The following is a 20,018-nucleotide window of genomic DNA, read 5'->3' as shown; positions in this document are numbered from 1 at the left end:
CGGCTGGACGTGTTTACCAGTTTAGGGAGTGGTGTAAGAAAAAGTGTCTTTTGATAATTATTCTAAAGGGAGTGTGATCGCATTGTTCACTCATGTCAAGAAGCTTCAGTACACAGCCAAGCCTGATCGTCCGGATCCCGTGTTCGCGAAACGTCTTCAGGAAATTGTGGGCGGACAGTTTGGTGAAATGACGGTTGCGTTCCAATACTTGTTCCAGGGCTGGAACTGCCGCGCGGACCAGAAGTACCGTGATATGCTGCTTGATATCGGTACAGAGGAAATTGGTCACGTGGAGATTCTGGCAACAATGATTGCCCAGCTCCTTGATGATGCACCGGTTGCGGCACAAGAGGAGGCGGCGAAGGACCCGATTATTGCAGCGGCGATGGGCGGCATGAATCCGCAGCATGCGATTGTAGCTGGTCTTGGCGCGACGCCGACTAATAGTGTAGGCGTGCCTTGGAATGCCGGTTATATGGTTGCAAGCGGCAACCTGCTGGCGGACTTCCGTCATAACCTGGCGGCGGAATCGATGGGACGGCTGCAGGTCGCCCGCCTGTACGAGATGACGGATGACCGCGGTGTACGGGATATGCTCTCGTTCCTGCTGGCCCGTGACACGATGCACCAGAATCAATGGGCAGCAGCAGCGGCAGAGCTTGAGGAGCGTGAAGGCTTTGTCGTTCCGGCAACCTTCGATCCATCACAGGAAGCGCGGGAATATTCCCATAAATTTATCAACTTCTCCGAAGGAGAGGAAAGTCGTGAAGGAAGCTGGGCACAGGGCCCGACGCCGGACAAGCGCGGCACCTTCGAATATATGGCCGCACCGGTTGCGGAAGGCCAGGAGCCGATCCTGAAGCCAGCACCGTTATACACGCACAATACACTCCCCAAAAAATAAAGCGCTGCAGTAAATCTTGTACAGCCTCCTGACGCATGGAGAGATCTCCATGCAGCAGGAGGCTTATCACCGTATAATGGCTAAATAATGTAATTTATACGGCTGGCAGGTTTCAGAAGCAGTCACACAGGGGTAATGGAAATTACAGAACAATACGTAAGTGGAGAACAGGAGGGATCCCGGGATGAAGCTGAGAAACTATTTGTCAAGCCTTGTTGTAGCGATTTCCTCCCTGCCTTCGCAAGAAGCAGGTCGGGGACTTCACCGTGTACCCAGAACTGGCGAAATGGACAAGGATGGCCGGATGCCGGTTTTAGCCAGCTCCCAGCATAGATAAGGATGCAGTACGGAATAAGAAAGCTTATATTGCGGACAGTGGCAAGCCCAAAGGGCTGCGCATTGTCCGCTTTCGTTTTTCCACCCGCGGGCGAAACTGCCGGCCCCGGCTTGATTTTGGAGGAGATTGTTGACTATAATATATAGCAAATACTTCGTTGCCTGCAGGCAGCGGCCCATGGAACGATGTGAACGACATTGATCGGGAGAGTACTCTTTGCGTAAGCCGAATGCAGCGAGCCGGGATGGTGCAAGCCGGAGCGGCAGCGATGAGGAAGCGGGCCCGTGAGTCGGCTTTCCGAACGCCTGTGATGGCCAGTAGGTCAGTCCGGTACCGGTCCGTTATCCGGCTTTGAGCGGAATGCTGGCTGCTTGCAGCCGGTGTTTCAGAAGAGTGGCACCACGGACAGCCTCCGTCTCTTTACGAGACGGGGGCTTTATTTTCTCAAGTACAGAGTCTACGGGAGGGAATGCGATGCTGATTCAGGGAGCAGCCGAATATCTGGCACCTTATGTGCCGCTTGACTTGGAGGAGATAGCAGCACGGCTGAAGCGGCCTGAGAAGCCGGAGCAGGGAGAGGCGGTTTTTCCATGCCGCGAGCTGGCTCAGCGGCTTGGGCAGTCGCCGGAGCAGACGGCATCTGACCTTGCCATGCGGATGAGGCAGTTATCTGGCGAAGTGAGAGTGGAAGCCTCGGGACCTGATTTGCATCTTTATCTCAACCCGCATGTTTGGTCTATACGAATATTGGAGAAGGCCCTGCAGCCGGATTTTGGCTCCAGCCGCCTGGGTGAAGGGACACGCGTTGTGATTGATCTATCTTCACCCAATATCGCCAAGCCGTTCGGTGTCGGTCATCTGCGCTCTACTCTGATTGGGGGTGCGCTTGCCCAGCTGTACCGGTTCAGCGGTTATGAGGTTATAACCGTCAATCACCTCGGTGATTGGGGAACTCATTTTGGGAAGCTGATCGCGGCTTTTAAGCGCTGGGGTGTCATGGAACGTCTGCAGCAGGACCCCGTACGGGAGAGCCTTCGGCTGTATGTCAATTTTCATGAAGCAGTAGATGAGGAGCCGGAGCTGGCGGAGGAGGCAAGGGAATGGTACCGCAAGCTGGAGAAGGGTGATGCTGAAGCGGAATCGCTTCGTACCTATTTCGTAGAGGCCAGCCTTCATGAGTTTGACCGGGTGTATGAGAGGCTCGGTGTAACCTTCGATCACGTAATGGGAGAGAGCTTCTACAAGGATCGGATTGTGGAAGTCGTTAGCCGCCTGAAGGATAAGGGGCTGCTGGAAGAGCTGGACGGGCGGACTGTTGTCCGGCTTGACCATCTGGGGCTGCCGCCCTGCCCGATTCTAAAGGCGGATGGCACGACAGAGTATTCGCTTCGTGATCTTGCCGCTGCGCTGTACCGCAAGGAAGAGCTTGGAGCAGACCGCCTGCTGTACGTTGTCGGAATCGAACAGTCCACTCATTTCCGCCAGGTGTTTGCGGTTTTGTCGGAGCTGGATCCAGGGCTGGCGGAGAGGTGTGAGCACGTTGCATTCGGACAGATGAAGTTTCAGGGCAGGCAGACATCGATCCGAAGAGGGCAGGTTATCTTCCTGAATGATGTCCTGGATGAAGCAGTTGCCAAGGCAGAGCGTATTGTTGCCGGCAGCAATCCGGATGCCCTTCTTCATAGACAGTCGGCCGAAGCGCTGGGTATAGGCTCCATTGTCTTCAGTGATCTGAAACAGGAGCGGACAGAGGAGATTGAGTTTTCCCTGGATGATGTGCTTCGTATCGATGGAGAGACGGGTCTGCATATGCAGTATACGTATGCCAAGGCAATGGGACTGCTGGAGACGGGAACGAGGATGCGCAGTCAGGCCGAACTATCCGCACAGCCTGATCCGTCCGCATTGTCAGGGCGGCTGGCTTGGGAATGTCTTAAGCGGTTGAACGGGTTTCCGGATGCGGTCCAAGTTGCCCTGCAGATGAACGAGCCGTCGCTTCTGGCAGCCTATCTGTTAAGACTGGCACGGCAGTTCAACCGCTTTTATCAGCATGAAACTATTATCGGGACCGATCCCGAACAGACGCAGGCCCGGCTGCTGCTGACGGCGGGAGTGGCTTCCGTTCTTAAGCAGGGTCTTGAGCTGCTCGGTATCCGGGCGGTTGCGAAGCTGTAACACCCGCCGGAACCGCTAGCGGGCAGCGGTGAGATACGGCCGATTTATAATAAGGACAGGTGAACATGACATGCAGACAGGCAGTGCGGTTCCCGTCCGGATTGTGCTGGAGAGCAGCCAGGAAGGCGCATCTCCGACCATAACCCGCCACACCGGACTGCTGTACAACAAACCGAAATCCATCTTTATACGTTACGATGAGCAGGAGCAAGGCGGGGAGGGCGCAACTGTAGGGACGACGATCCGGTGGGATGGCCAGGAGCTGAAGCTGATTCGGCGGGGAGCGGTTGAGAGCGAGCAATCCTTTGTCGCCGGGAGGCGGACAGGCGGTGCATACCGCTCAGACTTGGCTGATTTTCGGATAGAGACGGAGACCACTTATCTGACTGTGGCTGCTCCGCCGGAAGCTCTTCTGCCCATCACCATGGAGTGGCGCTACGAGCTCTGGTTAAGCGGGGAGCATGCCGGACAATTTCAAATCAGGCTTACTTTACGGGAGGAATAAAGGCAATGAGTGTCAATATACTGGAACAATTCCATCAACAACTGAAAGCGGCCATCGCAGATGCGGTGGTGGCGGCGGGCCTGGTTCAGCGTGAAGAGCTGCCGGTATTCGTCATTGAGGTGCCGAAGGATAAGAGCCATGGCGATCTCGCAACCAATGCGGCAATGCAGTTGACGAAGCTGGCCAAGCGTAATCCGCGCCAGATTGCCGAATCTATTATTGAACATCTGGATAAGTCGTCGGCCTCCATTGAATCGGCGGAAATTGCGGGACCTGGCTTCATTAACTTCAGGCTCGACAAAAGCTATCTCTACCCGGTCATTGGGGAAGTGCTGGCAGCAGGCGAGAACTACGGACGTGTACAGGTTGGCGGAGGCCAGCGTGTGCAGGTTGAGTTCGTCAGTGCGAATCCGACAGGCAGCCTTCATCTGGGCCATGCCAGGGGTGCGGCAGTTGGAGACGCGCTGTGCAATGTGCTTGACTTTGCCGGCTATAAGGTGACGAGAGAATACTATATTAATGATGCGGGCAACCAGGTCGCGAATTTGGCGAAATCCATAGAGGCCCGTTATAAGCAGCAGCTTGGCCAGGAAGCGGAGATGCCGGAGGACGGCTACTTCGGGGAAGATATTATCGGATTCGCGAAGGCGCTCGTAGAAGCGGAGGGAGACAGGCTGCTGGCGATGCCGGAGGATGAGCGGTTTACCTTCTTCCGTTCGTATGGTCTGGAGCGTGAGCTGGATAAAATCAAGCGCGACCTGGGCAAATTCCGCGTGGCATTCGATGAATGGTTCAGTGAAACCTCCCTCTATGAGAACGGAAAAGTGGAGCAGGCGCTTGAGGCGCTGCGCGGCCGCGGGATGGTTTATGAGGAAGAGGGCGCGACCTGGTTGTCCACGATGCAGTATGGCGACGACAAGAACCGGGTGCTGGTGAAGAACGACGGCTCATATACCTATCTGACGCCGGATATCGCTTACCACATGGATAAATACGGCCGGGGCTTTGACCGGATGATTAATATCTGGGGTGCAGACCATCACGGCTATATCCCTCGTGTGAAGGCGGCTATGGCAGCGCTTGGCAATGATCCCGAGAAGCTTACGGTCCTTATTGCGCAGATGGTCAGCCTCTTCCAGAATGGCGAGAAGGTCAAGATGTCCAAGCGGACAGGCAAGGCCGTCACGATGGAGGACCTGATGGAGGAGGTAGGCGTGGATGCCATCCGTTACTTCTTCACCATGCGCAGTATGGACTCTCATCTGGATTTTGATATGGACCTGGCGATTTCGACGTCCAACGAGAACCCCGTCTTCTACGTACAGTATGCTCATGCGCGGATCTGCAGCATCTTCAGGCAGGCGGAGGAGCAGAGCTTGACTGTGGATCACAGCAAGGCGAATCTGTCGAAGCTTGCCACGGAAGCGGAATTTGATCTGATTCGCAAGCTTGGTGAACTGCCGCAGGAAATCGAGGATGCCGCAGCCCAGTACGCGCCTCACCGTCTGATCCGCTACCTGTATGAGCTGGCTGCCCAGTTCCACAGCTACTACAAGGCTGAACGGGTTATTACCGAGGACGCGGAGCAGACAGCCGCGCGGCTAGCTCTGCTTGATGCAGTGAGAACGGTATTGGCCAACGTGCTGCGTCTTGTTGGTGTATCCGCTCCAGAACGTATGTAAGATAATTATCGGGCTGATATAAAAAGCTGCATGCCGCAGTTATTTATCTGCGGCGTGCAGCATCCGAATAACATCAAGCTCCCCTGCCCGGGGGGCTTTTGTGATTTTTGAACTCCTCGTACCTCTAATGGGCTGGGTGGAGCGCCTCAGGATTGCTTTGATTTCGGCAGGAGAAAGGCCAGGATGCTTTGCCAGCAGCAGGGCAATGGCACCGGCGACATGAGAGGTCGCCATGGAGGTGCCGCTCATCTCATTGTACCGCCCATTAAGCCAGGAAGAGATTATCTTGTCCCCGGGCGCATAGATGTCGATCTTGGCCCCCCGGTTGCTGAATGGCGCGATGCGGCGGTTTCGGGTCGTGGCACCTACGGCGACTGTCTGAGGAAACCGGGCCGGGTAGTCGACAGACTGCCGTTTCCCGTCATTGCCGGAGGAAGCGACGATAATAACGCCTGCGTTATAAGCATTGGTGACTGCTGTAAGAAGTGCCTGACTCCGGGTCTTCATGCCAAAGCTCATATTGATTAAATCCATCCGGTTCCGGACACACCAATCAATTCCGAGGATAATATCTGAGACATAAGCGCTTCCGTTGTGATCAAATGCCTTAACGGGATGGACAATGGCCCGCGGGGCTACACCGATCATGCCGTGAAGCCGGTTGGCTGCAGCGATCGTGCCGGCGATATGGGTGCCGTGGCCATTATCATCATGCGGCAGCATACTGCGTGTAATCAGGTTAATACCCCTGGCCAGCGAGTGCTGAAGATCAGGATGGTTAAAATCAACACCGGTATCGATCACCCCGATTTTAACCCGGTGTCCAGTCGTTGTCCGCCAAGCGGCCGGCGCTTTGATCTGCTGGATTCCCCATGGGATGCCGCGGTCCTGGGCGGGCTTGCGTATGGAGGCGTGCACGGTAATGCGCGGGTCGGCTTCCAGTGCGAACAGGCTCGACAGCTTTGCCGGCAGCTCGCCGGCAGGCATTGGGCATGATAGGGCATGAATGATCCGCATTTCGCGAATCCTCTTCAGCTTGGGGTGGCGCGGGACTTCCTTCGACCATTCCCGCAAGAAACGTTTGTAATCATAGCGATGCTGAAAACGAAGAATGCTGCGCTGTTTTTTGTCATACGGGCCATGAATGGCCGCTTCGTGAAGCCAGCGGATCAGGTTGTGGATGTCCAAGTGTAGCGTCCCCTCCCGGTGGAACATGCTGAACTATACTATGAAGACCGGGACGATGCTGCATGAGTAGTCGCCTTTTTTTACGTGAAATAGGCAGCTTGCCGTGTCAATTTGCCTTTGTGAACATAGGATGAAGAGGAGTCCAGTCTTCACTGGGCTTTCGGGCGATCTTAACGTTGGTCCGTCGGGACAGGATACAGTCAGGGAGCGGGAGCGGGGCTGCCCGCTCTCATCCCATGTTTCTGCGCGGACAAGCTGGCTGATCCGGGGACGGAATAGAAGCTTGCTTTTTTACCGGAAATAGGGTTTACTATAGGTTGATAATGGATAGAAATATGTATGCCGCAGAAGATTTTGCGTGAGAGGATGTGTCCTATGGCCAGCGAGATCAACTTGAAACTTGATCCCGAACGGGTGCAGGAAATGCCGATGGTCGACCTTGCCTTCGAGGTGCTGAAGTCGATCAATACCCCGTTGTATTACCGGGATTTAATGATGGAGATCGCCAAAATTCGCGGCTTGTCCGCCGAACAAATCAACGATGTGATCGCTCAAGTATATACGGAGATTAATATTGACGGCCGCTTCGCTTGCGTAGGCAGCAATATGTGGGGGCTTAAGCGCTGGTATCCGGTAGAGCGTTCCGAGGATCCAGTCAGCAACGCCAAGCGTCCTCGTATCATTAACGATGATGACGATGATGAAGAAGAGCTGTACGCGGATGAAGAGGAAGAAACCTATACAGCGGATGAAGAGGACTTCGACCTCTTTGACGAGGATCGGGAGGATATATTCTCGGAATCCGAAGATGAGAATGAAGTGGACGAGGACGTCGAGATCGAGGAAGAGGATATCGATGAAGATACGCTGGATGAGGAAGACAGCGAGGATTCGGATGATTCCGATGAAGAAGATACGGATAACGACAGCGACCGGTAAGGTCCTTCTGACAGCTGCAGACAGGAGCCCTTGGCTTATGAACAAGAGGCGCCTGTCTGCCTGTTTATAATCTGTGCTTCCTTCTCTTGACAGGGGACAAGCGACAGAGTAAACTATTGCATGGGCTTAAGATTTGCTCAACAAATAGAAGCGATTAGATAAAGTGCCCCGTGGCTACGGGTGTCACTTTTTTTATTTTTACATGCTTGTTGCAAGGGCGTTCGGCTCCTTATTTATTCAATGGTATGACCTATGCTAGTGTCTGCCGCTATAGTTAATGCGCTTACTGCGAGCGGGTTTTGCGACAGCCCGCTTTTCATTATGCGTCCTGTTTTACCAAATCCATCATCATGAAGCGAATATCGTCAAGTTTGACGGCGATAGCCGATTCTGCTTGTGGGTTATCCTATATACTAACCATGGAGCCTGGAGGGTATCATCACGTGACAAAATACATTTTCGTAACCGGCGGCGTAGTTTCATCACTGGGGAAAGGCATTACCGCTGCCTCGCTCGGCAGACTGCTCAAAAATCGGGGACTTAAGGTGACGATTCAGAAGTTCGATCCCTATATTAATGTGGACCCGGGAACAATGAGTCCTTATCAGCACGGTGAAGTGTTCGTTACCGACGACGGAGCGGAGACGGATCTCGACCTGGGACATTACGAGCGGTTCATCGATATCAACTTATCGAAGAACAGCAATGTTACTACGGGTAAGATTTATTCCACCGTTATTACAAAGGAAAGACGCGGCGAATACCTTGGCGGTACCGTTCAGGTTATCCCGCATATTACGAATGAAATCAAGGAACGGGTTTTCCGCGCTGGCAAGGAGGCCGGATCGGATGTCGTTATCACCGAAATCGGCGGCACGGTGGGTGATATCGAGAGCCTGCCATTCCTGGAAGCGATCCGCCAGATCAAGAGTGATATCGGTCGCGACAATGTTATGTATGTCCATGTCACGCTGATCCCTTACATTAAAGCCGCAGGCGAAGTGAAAACGAAGCCTACTCAGCACAGCGTTAAGGAACTTCGGAGCATCGGTATTCAGCCGAACATCATAGTATGCCGTACGGAATATCCGCTCGCCGAGGATATGAAGCGTAAGATTGCACAGTTCTGCGACGTGGATGCGGATGCCGTTGTAGAATGCCGCGATGCGTCCAACCTGTATGAAGTGCCGCTTAACCTGCGTGAGCAGGGGCTGGATGACATTGTCGTCAACCATCTCAAGCTGACTACGACTCCACCGGACATGACGGAGTGGGAAAGCCTTGTTAAACGGGTTAAATCGCTTAAGAAGACGACAGAGATTGCCATCGTAGGTAAGTATGTCGCGCTCCATGATGCTTACTTGAGTATCGTTGAATCGCTGGGTCATGCAGGTATTGATGCCGATTCCGAGGTTCAGATCCGCTGGGTTAACGCGGAAGAGGTAACCTCCGATAACGTTGCGGACAAGCTGCACGGCGTAAACGGCATTCTCGTACCGGGAGGCTTTGGCGACCGGGGAATTGAAGGCAAGATTAACGCCATCCGTTATGCCCGTGAGCAGAAGGTGCCATTCTTCGGTATTTGCCTGGGTATGCAGGTTGCTGTTATTGAATATGCCCGCAGTATTGCCGGACTTGCTGATGCCAACAGCTCGGAGATTGATCCTTCCACTCCGTATCCGGTTATTGACCTGCTTCCGGAACAGAAGGATATTGAAGACCTTGGCGGTACAATGCGTCTAGGCCTGTATCCTTGCAAAATCGTTCCAGGTTCGAAAGCAGCTGCCGCTTATGGAGACGGACTGGTCTATGAGCGCCATCGTCACCGGTATGAATTTAATAATGAGTACCGCGAGCAGATTGAACAGCACGGTATGCGCATTACAGGCACATCGCCGGATGGCCGCCTAGTCGAAATGGTGGAGCTGGAGGATCATCCGTGGTTCCTTGCAGTGCAGTATCATCCGGAATTCACATCGCGTCCAAACCGCCCGCAGCCGCTGTTCCGTGATTTTGTCCGCGCATCGCTGGCATTTGCAGAGAAATAAGATAAACGCGTTAAGAAAAGGACTTTTTTTCCAAAGTTGCAGGATTATAAATGCCAATCGCGAATATGTACCCATCAGGATATGAGTTGTCCAAACGGCTTTTGGGCTGTGCTCAGTGTGGGAGGTTTTTTCGTTGGATAATAATAAAGTATTAATTGTTGACGATTAGAACGGGATTCGGATTTTGCTTATGGAAGTGTTCAGCAGTGAAGGGTACACAACCTTTCAAGCTTCCAATGGGAAGCTGGCTCTGGAAATCGTCCGCAACGAATCCCCGGACCTTGTCCTGCTGGACATGAAGATACCGGGTATGGACGGACTGGAAATCCTGAAGCATGTGAAGGCTATTAACCGTGATATCAAGGTCATCATGATGACGGCCTACGGCGAGCTTGACATGATTAAGGAAGCGACCGAGCTGGGTGCTTTGATGCACTTCACGAAGCCATTTGATATTGATGAAATGAGAATGGCCGTGAATATGCAGCTCCGTGGTGGCGAGTCAAATAATCGTTATGCAATCGGGTCCTGACCAGGACCCGTTTTTTCTTGTCCTGATTGCGGAATGCTTATGTTAGCGTATACGGATGGGCAGATGGTTTTTAGCACTATTTGTACATTAGAAAGGTCATTACCACAACCTGTCCCAGTGTGGTATAATATCTCAGGATGACAAGACGGAGCGGGCTTGAACAGCCGAGAACCAAGTGCATGCACGAACGCAATCCGTGAGGTATTGAGCGGCGATTGCGGTGTTTGCGATCTACGCAAATACCTGTCACCGGCCCGGAGCGCGATGATCAATCGTGGCTCAGGAGACAATCCGTCTGTTCGGCAGCAGCAACCAGGCTTAATACCGGAGCAATGTGCTTAAACCGCCCCGCTTCGGAAGATCTGCAGTGTGTTAAGGGTTATCGTAATTACACTGCCTGATCGGCGAAGCCCGGCGTTTTTTGCTTTTTTCCGAATGGGAGGATATAGGGGAGACAATGGAAAAACTGATGATCCGCGGCGGCCGTCCGCTGCGCGGTACGGTCCAGATCAGCGGAGCAAAGAACAGCGCCGTCGCGCTGCTTCCAGCATCGCTGCTGGCCGAAAGTGAAGTTGTGCTTGATAATTTGCCACACTTGAGTGATGTTGCCGTCTATTCCGAAATACTGCAGGAGCTTGGCGGGCAAGTGACGTGGAAGGGCGATTCCATGGTCATTGATCCTTCCAATCTTCGTTCCTTACCGATGCCTAACGGCAAAGTGAAGATGCTGCGAGCGTCTTATTATTTGATGGGTGCCCTGCTCGGGCGGTTTGGCGAAGCAACGATTGGTCTGCCTGGCGGCTGTAATTTTGAACCCCGGCCGATAGACCAGCATATTAAAGGATTTGAAGCCTTGGGAGCCGTCGTGACGAACGACCATGGTTCTATTCATATATCTGCAAAGCAGCTCAGGGGCGCGAAGATCTACCTGGATGTGGTCAGTGTTGGAGCTACGATTAATATTATGCTGGCGGCATCACGGGCCAAAGGTTCAACAGTGATCGAAAACGCGGCAAAAGAGCCTGAAATTATAGATGTAGCAACACTTCTTAATGCGATGGGCGCCAAGATTAAGGGAGCGGGCACTGAAACGATCCGGATTGAAGGGGTAGATAGCTTGAGCGGCTGCCGGCATTCTATTATCCCGGACCGCATTCAAGCGGCGACTTATATGATGATGGCAGCAGCGACCCGCGGCGATGTCTTGATCGACAACGTAATTCCGAAGCATCTGGAGGCTGTTACGGCCAAGCTTCAGGAGATGGGTGTGCATGTCCATGAGATGGATGAATCCATCCGAATTATTGGGCAGCCGCAGTATGAAGCCGTGGATGTAAAAGCCCTGGTCTATCCTGGATTTGCTACAGATATGCAGTCACCGATGACGAGCCTGTTAACACAGGCCAATGGAGTGAGCATACTGACGGACCATGTCTACAGCAACCGTTTCAAGCATGTGCCGGAACTGATGCGAATGGGCGCGAAAATCCGGGTGGAGACGCGTTCGGCCATTATCGAAGGCGGCAAGCTGGTTGCAGCCAAGGTACGGGCCGCTGATCTACGTGCGGGCGCATCTCTTGTAGTCGCTGGTCTTACAGTCGAAGATGGCGTAACAGAGATTACAGGAGTGGAATACATCGACCGCGGCTACGACCATCTGGTAGATAACCTTCGCAGGCTGGGTGCTGATGTTTGGCGCGAGCATTAATCGCGTAATAATAAATAATGACAGGCTGCGGCCTGTATGCGACATCCTGTAGCCGCGGGGTTATCTATTACGGTGCAGCCTTGCACTGAATAGATAACCGTTTTTTCGGCAAAGCTGGATGAAAAACTGAATAAAGGGTGAGAATATGGCAGATCTTCAGATCTCCGATCTGGAAGAATTGAAGCTTACGGACTTATACAAGCTGGCTAAGCAGTATCAGATTCCCTACTACGGAACATTGAAGAAGAAGGAACTGATCTTTGCTATTCTTCGGGCTCAGGCCGAACAGAGCGGACTTATGTTTATGCAGGGCGTTCTTGAAATTTTGCCGGAAGGATTTGGTTTTCTTAGACCGATCAACTATTTGCCAAGTACAGAGGATATTTACATATCAGCCTCGCAAATACGCAAATTTGATCTTCGGACAGGTGACCTTGTTTCAGGAAAATGCAGGGCCCCCAAAGAAAATGAACGCTACTTCGGTTTGCTGCAAGTCAATGCGGTTAACGGTGAAAGCCCTGAGTTGGCAGCTGAAAGACTGCATTTCCCTGCATTAACCCCTCTATATCCACAGAAGAAGCTTGTACTTGAAACTTCCCCGACGCATTTATCGACACGGATCCTGGATTTGCTAGCACCGGTCGGACTGGGACAGCGTGGTCTTGTTGTAGCGCCGCCCAAAGCCGGTAAAACACTGTTATTGAAAGAAATCGCCAACAGTATTTCTTCCAATCATCCGGATATTGAGCTGTTCGTGCTGTTAATCGACGAACGTCCGGAGGAAGTGACCGATATGCAGCGATCTGTAAAAGGGGAGGTTGTGGCATCGACCTTCGATGAGCTTCCGGAGAATCATATCAAGGTGGCCGAGCTGGTTCTCGAGCGTGCTCTGCGTCTTGTAGAGCACAAGAAGGATGTTGTAATTTTGCTTGATAGCATTACACGTCTGGCGCGTGCCTATAACCTGGTCATTCCTCCTTCGGGGCGTACCCTCAGCGGCGGTATTGATCCGGCGGCCTTCCATAGACCGAAGCGCTTCTTCGGTTCGGCGCGTAACGTGGAAGAAGGCGGAAGCCTGACCATACTGGCAACGGCCTTGATCGACACCGGTTCGCGTATGGACGACATCATTTATGAAGAATTTAAAGGCACAGGCAATATGGAGCTTGTTCTTGACCGCAGGCTGGCTGAGCGGCGTATATTCCCTGCGCTTGATATTCGGCGTTCGGGTACACGCCGTGAAGAGATGCTGCTGACCAAGGAGGAGCTGGACAAAGTATGGGCAATACGGAAGAGCATGAACGACTCTACCGAATTTGTTGACAGCTTCCTGAAGAAATTAAGGGACAGCAAGACGAATGCCGAGTTCCTCGATTCCCTGGATACCTCCGCGGTGCAAGGTTCTGGTCCTTCCTCTTCATCAGGCGGGAGCGCTTCTTCCGGAACAGGAGCAGGGCGGCGGACAGTCCGCTCATAGAGCACTGAGCTATAGATGGCAAGGATGGAGGAAACATCATGAATCTCGTATATGCCGACGAACAAGGTAATGTGTTCGACCATCCTGAATGGGTCGGACTGGGACGCAGTGGCGATATGGTTGTGGAGCTGATGGAGGATGAGCTGATTCCGCTGCCGGATGGGGCAACCTTGGTTGGGCTGCCATTTACCAGGCCGGTCGGAATCAATCCGGAAACCGGGAACATGCAGGTTCTGCCGGGAAATGTGCAAGCGGTTGGGGCCCTGCTCCCGCAAGGTTATACACGACTTAGCATCCCCGGCTACGTCAAGTCGGATAAGGAGCAGAAGCTGCCGCTCTTCGGTTATTCTGCTGTCGTCTGGAAGGACGATAATTTTTATGTGGCTGCGCGGAGAAGCGATGATCCCGAAAGATGGAATCCGCTTAACTGTGACCGTAGTGAACTGGAGCTGAAGGTTGATTCTCTGCTTGCCAAATATCCGGACAACCGCTTATATCAGCATCTGTCTCATTGTGCGCTGGGTTATGAATGCCTGACGGCCTCTAATACCTTCCTGCAGCGCTGGGAAGGAGCGGTACCGGTCTCGTATTCCTGTAACGCAGGGTGCTTTGGCTGTATTTCTGAACAGCCGGATGACAGCGGGTTTCCCGCTCCCCAGACGCGGATGAACTTTAAGCCGACTGTAGATGAGATTGTTCAGATTATGCTGGAGCATCTGCAGACGCCGGAGTCTATCATTAGCTTCGGCCAAGGCTGCGAAGGAGAGCCGTCTACCCAAGCAAAGATTATTGTTGAAGCTATGCGTAAAGTCCGGGAAACGACATCAATGGGCTTCATTAATATCAATACAAATGCTGGTTTAACCGATCATATCCGGGCTATAGTGGACGCGGGCCTTGATTTAATGCGTGTGAGTACGATCAGTGCGCTGGATGATCACTACAATGCTTATTATAAGCCGCGCGGGTACACGTTGAAGAATGTCGAGAAATCGCTGCGTTATGCAGCTGATAAGGGTGTATATACGTCCATTAACTATCTGATTTTTCCTGGTGTTACCGACCGGGAGGAAGAAATGGAAGCGATGATTGACTTTGTGAAGCGAACTGGTCTGCGTCTGATCCAGATGCGTAACTTGAACATTGATCCGGAGAGCTACCTGGAGCTCATTCCGAAAGCGCAGGGTGACATATATGGGATGAAGCAGATGATCGAAATCTTCGAGCAGGAGCTTCCTGATGTGGTGATCGGCTCTTATACGCATGTCCCGCCAGCCCGCGTTCGTTAAGAGAACGGCAGGATTTAGAAGCAGAAGAAGGCCGAAAATTACAGTTGCACGTTCTGCAATGGCCATGCTATACTCTTCTTACGTGTCAATTTAAACTCTGGGCCCGACTGTTGGCTCAGGGCAGAAAGAGGTGAACGAGATGAAACAAGCTATTCATCCGACCTACCACGTCACCACTGTAACTTGTGCTTGCGGCAACAGCTTCGAGACGGGTTCGATTAAACCGAACCTTCGCGTCGAGATTTGCTCTGCCTGCCACCCGTTCTTTACAGGGAAGCAGAAGTTCTTGGATGCCGGCGGCCGTGTCGACAAATTCAAAAAGAAATACGGTATCTAATAATGAAATCTGCCGCTATTTGGCAGAATACAAGAACCTCCCTAAGCCATCCTATGGTTATAAGGGAGGTTTTTTTATGGACATTCGCTGGAAGCTGATTTTCCGCCGGAAACGCTGGCGCCTCATATGGATTTCCGCCCTTGCAGTGATGCTGACGGCGGGTTGTGCCGGACAGCCCAGGGGTGTTAGAAGTTATGGGCATGACGGCTATATGGGGATATCATCCAGTAATCCCAACATGCCTATTACAGGAACGGCTTGGAGCTACCGGGATGATACCAAGTTTGTTGGTGAGCTGCTCTCCACTCTTAAGGGCGTCAGACACTCAAGGGTGTCTTTTGAAGGTGCGGTGATGAGGGTGGCGCTGCAGCTTGACAATGCCATGAGCCGGGAAGAAGCGGCCCGGATAACCGTTCAGGCTGAAGAGCTGCTTGATTATAATTTTCCGCGTTATGATGTCGAGGTAACAACGAATCAGTAATGGATACAGAGGCAAGTTCTTCCCCGGGTTGCGCTATGGGACAGAATCCGCTATACTAGGTTCTACCGTGCTAGACGGGGAGGTAGCGGTGCCCTGTAACTCGCAATCCGCTGTAGCGAGGTTGAATTCCTGTTAGAGGTTGTGCGATGCAAGGCTGGCGTCTGTGAAGCGTGTTGACGGTCGGGTCCTCCGCAATGGGCGCCTGTGAATCTGGTCAGGTCCGGAAGGAAGCAGCCATAAGCAGGTTAGCCCATGTGCCGGAGGGGTGCCTGGCCCGAGCGTGGATCAGAAGTGCCGCTTGGATCGCATACATCGAAGACAGGTGCACGGTTTAACCTTTTTACCTTCTTATAGAAGAGACACACCTCTTGAGCGCATGAAGTGCGGCAGGAGGTGTTTTTGTTATGATCGCATGATCTATCGTTTTTTTATAAGATTGAATTGGTGTATAATGAATAAATAGTTCGCCTTCGAGGTTGAAGGCAGTGAAAGGAAAGGTCAGCGTGTCCCATATCGCATTATATCGTGCCTGGCGGCCGCAGACGTTCCAAGACATGGTTGGCCAGCAGCATGTTATCCAAACTTTGCAGAATGCTATCCGGGAAGACCGGATCTCGCATGCATACTTGTTTAACGGCCCGCGAGGAACGGGTAAAACAAGTGCGGCCAAAATCATGGCTAAGGCCGTAAACTGTGAACAGGGGCCAACCACTCAGCCTTGTAATGAATGTGATGCCTGCACAGGCATAACATCAGGCTCTATAATGGATGTGGTAGAGATAGATGCCGCGTCCAACCGGGGGATTGATGAGATCCGGGATATACGGGATAAGGTGCGGTATGCGCCAACCGAGGTCCGGTATAAGGTTTATATAATAGATGAAGTGCACATGCTCACCTCGGAAGCGTTCAACGCGCTTCTGAAGACGCTTGAAGAACCGCCAGGGCATGTTATATTTATATTAGCGACTACAGAACCCCATAAGCTGCCGGCGACGATTATATCGCGCTGTCAGCGGTTTGATTTTCGCCAGGTATCCCTGCACGAACAGACGGACAGGCTGAAACGCATATGTGAAGAAGAGAGTATAGCTGCAGATGAGGATGCTCTGGCTTATATAGCACGGTTATCTGGCGGTGGCATGCGTGATGCGATCAGTTTATTGGAGCAGGTTGCAGCCTTTGCGGGTGAGCGTGTTACCCTCGAAGAGGCTGTGGATGTAACCGGAGGCATGGTAGCTGAGCATTTTGCTGAGCTAGCGGAAGCCATCCGCGATAGGGATGTCGCCGGTATTATGGCTTTGATTGAACGGCTAATGCAGGCGGGTAAGAGTGCTGATAAGTGCATGGAGAATCTGATCTATTATTTCAGGGATCTGCTGCTGCTTAAGCTAGTACCCGGAAGTGCAACAGGGACGGAACGGATTGTGGACCCGGAGCGCTTCAAGGCAATGGCGGAGGCCTTTTCCAAGGAACGCTTATTTGAAATGATTGATGTCCTGAACCGCTATCAGAATGATATGCGCCATGCCGCACAGCCCCAGACATTGTTTGAAGTGGCCTTGCTTAAGATCTGTACCCTCCCGGATAGCGCGTCTAGGAACAGTGAGCCCCCACAAGTGGCTGCCGGGTCAGGTGCCGCAGCAGGTTCTGCGTCAGAGGGCCCAGAGGTCGTGCGCCTGCGCCAACGGATCGAATCGCTTGAACAGCAGCTGGAGAAGTTGATGAAGGCAGGTGCAGGAGGCCTTGCAGCTGCAGCGAATACAGCTCCGGCTGCATCAGGCGGCAACGCAAGGGGCCGAAATGCAAGCGGATCCTTTGGAAGCCGAAGCGGAGGCGGGAGCCAGCTTGGTATTGCCAAGGTGAAGCTGGATCCTTTTGTTGCTGCGAAGGGAACGGACGAAACCAGACAGATTCTGGCGAAATGGGCAGAGATGCTGCAAAGAGTAAAGGATGCCAAAATCTCCGTCCATGCCTGGCTGATCGACGGGGAGCCGGTAGCTGTGTGGGATAATCAGGTGCTTATTGCCTTCAAGAATACAATGCACCGGGAAACAACGGAAAGACCGGCAAACCGGGAGATTATTGAAGGTGTTATGCAGGACTTGTTCGGCCGGCCGATCCGGTTCGTAACTGTTATGCAGAAGGAATGGCAGGCAGCTGAAGGCGCGCCTTCGGCAGCGGCCGAAATGCTAGAGCTTGGCCAAGAGTCCGGGGAGCAGAATACTGATGGGAAACCTCCATGGGTGGAGGAAGCTCTACAGATGTTCGGCGAGGACCTGGTTGTTATTGTGGACAATAATAAGAGTTAAGACGGCAATTAAATTACAAGAAGGAGAGAAGACCATGAACAATATGAACCAGATGATGAAGCAAGTTAAGAAGATGCAGGAGCAAATGATGAAGGCGCAGGAAGAGCTCGCCGAGAAAACAATCGAAGGAACTGCAGGCGGCGGAGTTGTATCCGTACAGGTGAATGGACATAAGAAACTGCTTAGTGTAACGATTAAACCGGAAGCGGTAGATCCGGATGATATCGAAATGCTGCAGGATCTGGTTTTGACAGCTGTTAACGATGCCATTACAAAAGCGGATGAACTCGCCAATAAAGATATGAGCAAATTTACGGGCGGTATGAAAATACCAGGACTTTTCTAGAAGGAGCTAAAACCTTTTGTATTATCCCGAGCCGATCGCCAAATTGATCGAATCTTTCTCCAGGCTGCCGGGCATCGGGCCTAAGACTGCTGCCCGGCTTGCTTTTCATGTTCTCCGGATGCAGGAGGATGATGTTATTGATTTTGCCAAAGCGCTAGTCAGTGTAAAGCGTAATCTGCATTACTGCTCGGTTTGCTGTAACATTACCGATGTAGACCCCTGCAGGATCTGTCAGGACAAGTCCAGAGACCAGTCGGTTATCTGTGTTGTTCAGGAAGCGAAGGACCTCATTGCCATGGAACGGACCAAGGAGTTTGACGGTCTCTATCATGTCCTTCAGGGTGCAATTTCACCTATGGAAGGCATCGGACCTGAAGAAATTCGTATTGCTGAGCTGCTAAGAAGACTGGAAGACGAGCGGGTGCAGGAGCTTATACTTGCCACCAACCCGAATATAGAGGGTGAAGCGACATCCATGTATCTGTCCAGGCTCGTAAAGCCGTTCGGAATCAAGGTAACCAGAATTGCCCATGGCCTGCCTGTTGGCGGCGATCTGGAGTATGCGGATGAGGTGACACTGTCCAAAGCGCTGGAAGGCAGAAGAGAACTCAGTTGATTCGCTTGCAAACTATTGTTGTACACCTATTCAGATAGGATAAAGCCTCCGGTATGGAGGCTTTTTTGCTGTTGCGGGATACCATAATAGGTTCTAAGTTTGTCCCCTCGTTTATATGATGGTAATAGAGGTTCTCGGTTGGGAGCGGTTTACCGCGCTTAGGATGGATCCCCTAGGAGGTGGAGCTTAGTGGCATGGTGGAATGCATGGCTATCAGGTTGGTTCAGACTATGGGGCAGAGACTATCTGGTTGCAGACCGGGCAATTGAGGCGGAGACACGAACATCGTTGAATAAGCTGGTGGAAGAAATCCGGGAAGCTCATCGCGATTGGGAGAATGCCCGCAGACATTTTGAATATGCTTCTGGAAAAGATCAGATTGACTACGCTATCTATGCAATTGAAGCGGCGGAGAAGCGATACGAAATGCTGCTGCGGCATGCGAAGAACCTGCAGGTTGATTGGAAGGTTCGTCAGCAGGAGGCTGATGTGGGGTGAAGCTCATGTGGGCTTTAATATTGGGGATATCTATACTTGGTTTGGTTATTGTAATTGTGAGGAACAGATTATCAATTCGGCTGCTCAAACAGTTTGTACTGCATCTGGCAGCGGCTGCTCTCGTTATTTATGCGTTTAACTACTCTGGTTGGGTTGCTGATTTACATATTCCATTGAATGCGGTAACGATTGCTGCAATTGTCATGCTCGGCATTCCAGGCGTGCTTATGATAATCGGGCTGCAGTGGACGATCCTCTAATAGAAGAGCGATGCAGGTATTAATGCGGCTACAGGTCTAATGTTGATTGAATGATTCTTCGCTAAAAGCGCCTCTGGCGCTTTTTTTTGATGTGATATCAATTAGATCTCACATAATCTTTGAACAGCTTGGAGAAGCATATTAAGTTTTTCTGCCTAATTAGTTGACTTTAAATGTTGATATATGATACATTATATCTCGCGCCTGATGAGGGCAAGTGAACAGATAATTCACAGGAAATAAAAAGCACTTGCACACAGGAAAGCGATTGTGATATATTATAAAAGTCGCCGCTGTGAGGCGGACGACACAAGAGAAGAAGGCGAAGAGTTAAGAGAGCCTTCGGAATTGTTCTTTGAAAACTGAACAACGAGCGAACTGCCC

General features: G+C 52.0%; 19 protein-coding genes and 1 other RNA gene. 19 read left to right on the top strand and 1 reads right to left on the bottom strand.

Translation table 11 applies throughout. From position 1 onward, the window contains the following. The first annotated feature begins 82 nt into the window (after positions 1-82). The 5 genes from L1N82_RS19610 to argS (L1N82_RS19590) all read left to right on the top strand — a co-directional run bounded on the left by L1N82_RS19610 (position 83) and on the right by argS (L1N82_RS19590) (position 5,603). A complete protein-coding gene (locus L1N82_RS19610; RefSeq protein WP_235289159.1) occupies positions 83-904 on the top strand; it encodes a manganese catalase family protein in 822 nt (273 codons plus the stop codon). A 184-nt stretch (positions 905-1,088) separates the two neighbouring features. After that, a complete protein-coding gene (locus tag L1N82_RS19605; protein ID WP_235289158.1) occupies positions 1,089-1,241 on the top strand; it encodes a hypothetical protein in 153 nt (50 codons plus the stop codon). 474 nt (positions 1,242-1,715) lie between these two features. Beyond that, positions 1,716-3,416 carry an arginine--tRNA ligase gene (gene argS, locus L1N82_RS19600; RefSeq protein WP_235289157.1) on the top strand — a complete coding sequence of 567 codons (1,701 nt, stop codon included), beginning with the start codon at positions 1,716-1,718 and terminating at the stop codon, positions 3,414-3,416. Between the two features lie 70 nt (positions 3,417-3,486). Beyond that, positions 3,487-3,921: a DUF1934 domain-containing protein gene (locus L1N82_RS19595; protein WP_235289156.1), complete on the top strand. Its 435-nt coding sequence runs from the start codon at positions 3,487-3,489 to the stop codon at positions 3,919-3,921. A 5-nt stretch (positions 3,922-3,926) separates the two neighbouring features. Continuing rightward, complete coding sequence (gene argS, locus L1N82_RS19590) at positions 3,927-5,603, top strand: arginine--tRNA ligase (RefSeq protein ID WP_235289155.1); 1,677 nt, start codon at positions 3,927-3,929, stop codon at positions 5,601-5,603. 39 nt (positions 5,604-5,642) lie between these two features. Here argS (L1N82_RS19590) and L1N82_RS19585 read toward each other — a convergent pair whose 3' ends face one another. Beyond that, entirely contained in the window at positions 5,643-6,791 is a 1,149-nt protein-coding gene (locus L1N82_RS19585) for a S8 family peptidase (RefSeq protein WP_235289154.1), read from the bottom strand. Between the two features lie 375 nt (positions 6,792-7,166). On the opposite strand from L1N82_RS19585, the gene rpoE reads away from it, so the two are divergent. The 14 genes from rpoE (at position 7,167) to L1N82_RS19515 (ending at position 19,634) form a co-directional block, all read left to right on the top strand. After that, positions 7,167-7,730 (top strand): DNA-directed RNA polymerase subunit delta, encoded by a 564-nt coding sequence (gene rpoE, locus L1N82_RS19580; RefSeq protein ID WP_235289153.1) that lies wholly within the window; start codon positions 7,167-7,169, stop codon positions 7,728-7,730. Positions 7,731-8,173: 443 nt separating this feature from the next. Beyond that, on the top strand, positions 8,174-9,778 hold the full coding sequence (locus tag L1N82_RS19575) for a CTP synthase (protein WP_235289152.1): 1,605 nt from the start codon (positions 8,174-8,176) through the stop codon (positions 9,776-9,778). A 175-nt stretch (positions 9,779-9,953) separates the two neighbouring features. Next, complete coding sequence (locus tag L1N82_RS19570) at positions 9,954-10,310, top strand: response regulator (protein ID WP_328284503.1); 357 nt, start codon at positions 9,954-9,956, stop codon at positions 10,308-10,310. Positions 10,311-10,767: 457 nt separating this feature from the next. Further along, complete coding sequence (locus L1N82_RS19565; RefSeq protein ID WP_235289150.1) at positions 10,768-12,018, top strand: UDP-N-acetylglucosamine 1-carboxyvinyltransferase; 1,251 nt, start codon at positions 10,768-10,770, stop codon at positions 12,016-12,018. A 145-nt stretch (positions 12,019-12,163) separates the two neighbouring features. Continuing rightward, positions 12,164-13,495, top strand: coding sequence for a transcription termination factor Rho (gene rho, locus L1N82_RS19560; protein WP_235289149.1), 1,332 nt, complete (start codon positions 12,164-12,166; stop codon positions 13,493-13,495). 38 nt (positions 13,496-13,533) lie between these two features. Beyond that, positions 13,534-14,784, top strand: a complete 1,251-nt coding sequence (locus L1N82_RS19555; protein WP_235289148.1) for a radical SAM protein — start codon at positions 13,534-13,536, stop codon at positions 14,782-14,784. 139 nt (positions 14,785-14,923) lie between these two features. Beyond that, positions 14,924-15,121, top strand: a complete 198-nt coding sequence (gene rpmE / locus L1N82_RS19550) for a 50S ribosomal protein L31 (RefSeq protein ID WP_235289147.1) — start codon at positions 14,924-14,926, stop codon at positions 15,119-15,121. 76 nt (positions 15,122-15,197) lie between these two features. Beyond that, positions 15,198-15,602 (top strand): hypothetical protein, encoded by a 405-nt coding sequence (locus tag L1N82_RS19545; protein ID WP_235289146.1) that lies wholly within the window; start codon positions 15,198-15,200, stop codon positions 15,600-15,602. Positions 15,603-15,667: 65 nt separating this feature from the next. Then, positions 15,668-15,932, top strand: an RNA gene (gene ffs / locus L1N82_RS19540) — signal recognition particle sRNA large type. A 173-nt stretch (positions 15,933-16,105) separates the two neighbouring features. Continuing rightward, positions 16,106-17,914 (top strand): DNA polymerase III subunit gamma/tau, encoded by a 1,809-nt coding sequence (gene dnaX, locus L1N82_RS19535; RefSeq protein ID WP_235289232.1) that lies wholly within the window; start codon positions 16,106-16,108, stop codon positions 17,912-17,914. 34 nt (positions 17,915-17,948) lie between these two features. Further along, positions 17,949-18,260, top strand: a complete 312-nt coding sequence (locus L1N82_RS19530) for a YbaB/EbfC family nucleoid-associated protein (protein WP_235289145.1) — start codon at positions 17,949-17,951, stop codon at positions 18,258-18,260. A 16-nt stretch (positions 18,261-18,276) separates the two neighbouring features. Beyond that, the gene (gene recR / locus L1N82_RS19525; protein ID WP_111146167.1) at positions 18,277-18,876 is read left to right on the top strand and encodes a recombination mediator RecR; all 600 of its coding nucleotides are present in this window, start codon (positions 18,277-18,279) and stop codon (positions 18,874-18,876) included. Between the two features lie 189 nt (positions 18,877-19,065). Then, positions 19,066-19,374: a DUF2508 family protein gene (locus L1N82_RS19520; protein ID WP_235289144.1), complete on the top strand. Its 309-nt coding sequence runs from the start codon at positions 19,066-19,068 to the stop codon at positions 19,372-19,374. A gap of 5 nt (positions 19,375-19,379) precedes the next feature. Further along, on the top strand, positions 19,380-19,634 hold the full coding sequence (locus tag L1N82_RS19515; RefSeq protein ID WP_235289231.1) for a pro-sigmaK processing inhibitor BofA family protein: 255 nt from the start codon (positions 19,380-19,382) through the stop codon (positions 19,632-19,634). Positions 19,635-20,018: the final 384 nt, after the last annotated feature.

Source organism: Paenibacillus tarimensis, assembly GCF_021532315.1.
GTDB classification, from domain to species: Bacteria; Bacillota; Bacilli; order Paenibacillales; family Paenibacillaceae; genus Paenibacillus_I; species Paenibacillus_I tarimensis.
This window is presented reverse-complemented; position numbering and strand designations above follow the sequence as displayed.

What these genes read in the sequence shown, in the direction of transcription:
- L1N82_RS19605 (WP_235289158.1), top strand. Translation starts at nt 1,089, where the DNA reads ATGAAGCTGAGAAACTATTTGTCAAGCCTTGTTGTAGCGATTTCCTCC.
- argS (WP_235289157.1), top strand. Translation starts at nt 1,716, where the DNA reads ATGCTGATTCAGGGAGCAGCCGAATATCTGGCACCTTATGTGCCGCTT.
- L1N82_RS19595 (WP_235289156.1), top strand. Translation starts at nt 3,487, where the DNA reads ATGCAGACAGGCAGTGCGGTTCCCGTCCGGATTGTGCTGGAGAGCAGC.
- argS (WP_235289155.1), top strand. Translation starts at nt 3,927, where the DNA reads ATGAGTGTCAATATACTGGAACAATTCCATCAACAACTGAAAGCGGCC.
- rpoE (WP_235289153.1), top strand. Translation starts at nt 7,167, where the DNA reads ATGGCCAGCGAGATCAACTTGAAACTTGATCCCGAACGGGTGCAGGAA.
- L1N82_RS19565 (WP_235289150.1), top strand. Translation starts at nt 10,768, where the DNA reads ATGGAAAAACTGATGATCCGCGGCGGCCGTCCGCTGCGCGGTACGGTC.
- rho (WP_235289149.1), top strand. Translation starts at nt 12,164, where the DNA reads ATGGCAGATCTTCAGATCTCCGATCTGGAAGAATTGAAGCTTACGGAC.
- L1N82_RS19555 (WP_235289148.1), top strand. Translation starts at nt 13,534, where the DNA reads ATGAATCTCGTATATGCCGACGAACAAGGTAATGTGTTCGACCATCCT.
- rpmE (WP_235289147.1), top strand. Translation starts at nt 14,924, where the DNA reads ATGAAACAAGCTATTCATCCGACCTACCACGTCACCACTGTAACTTGT.
- L1N82_RS19545 (WP_235289146.1), top strand. Translation starts at nt 15,198, where the DNA reads ATGGACATTCGCTGGAAGCTGATTTTCCGCCGGAAACGCTGGCGCCTC.
- L1N82_RS19530 (WP_235289145.1), top strand. Translation starts at nt 17,949, where the DNA reads ATGAACAATATGAACCAGATGATGAAGCAAGTTAAGAAGATGCAGGAG.
- L1N82_RS19515 (WP_235289231.1), top strand. Translation starts at nt 19,380, where the DNA reads ATGTGGGCTTTAATATTGGGGATATCTATACTTGGTTTGGTTATTGTA.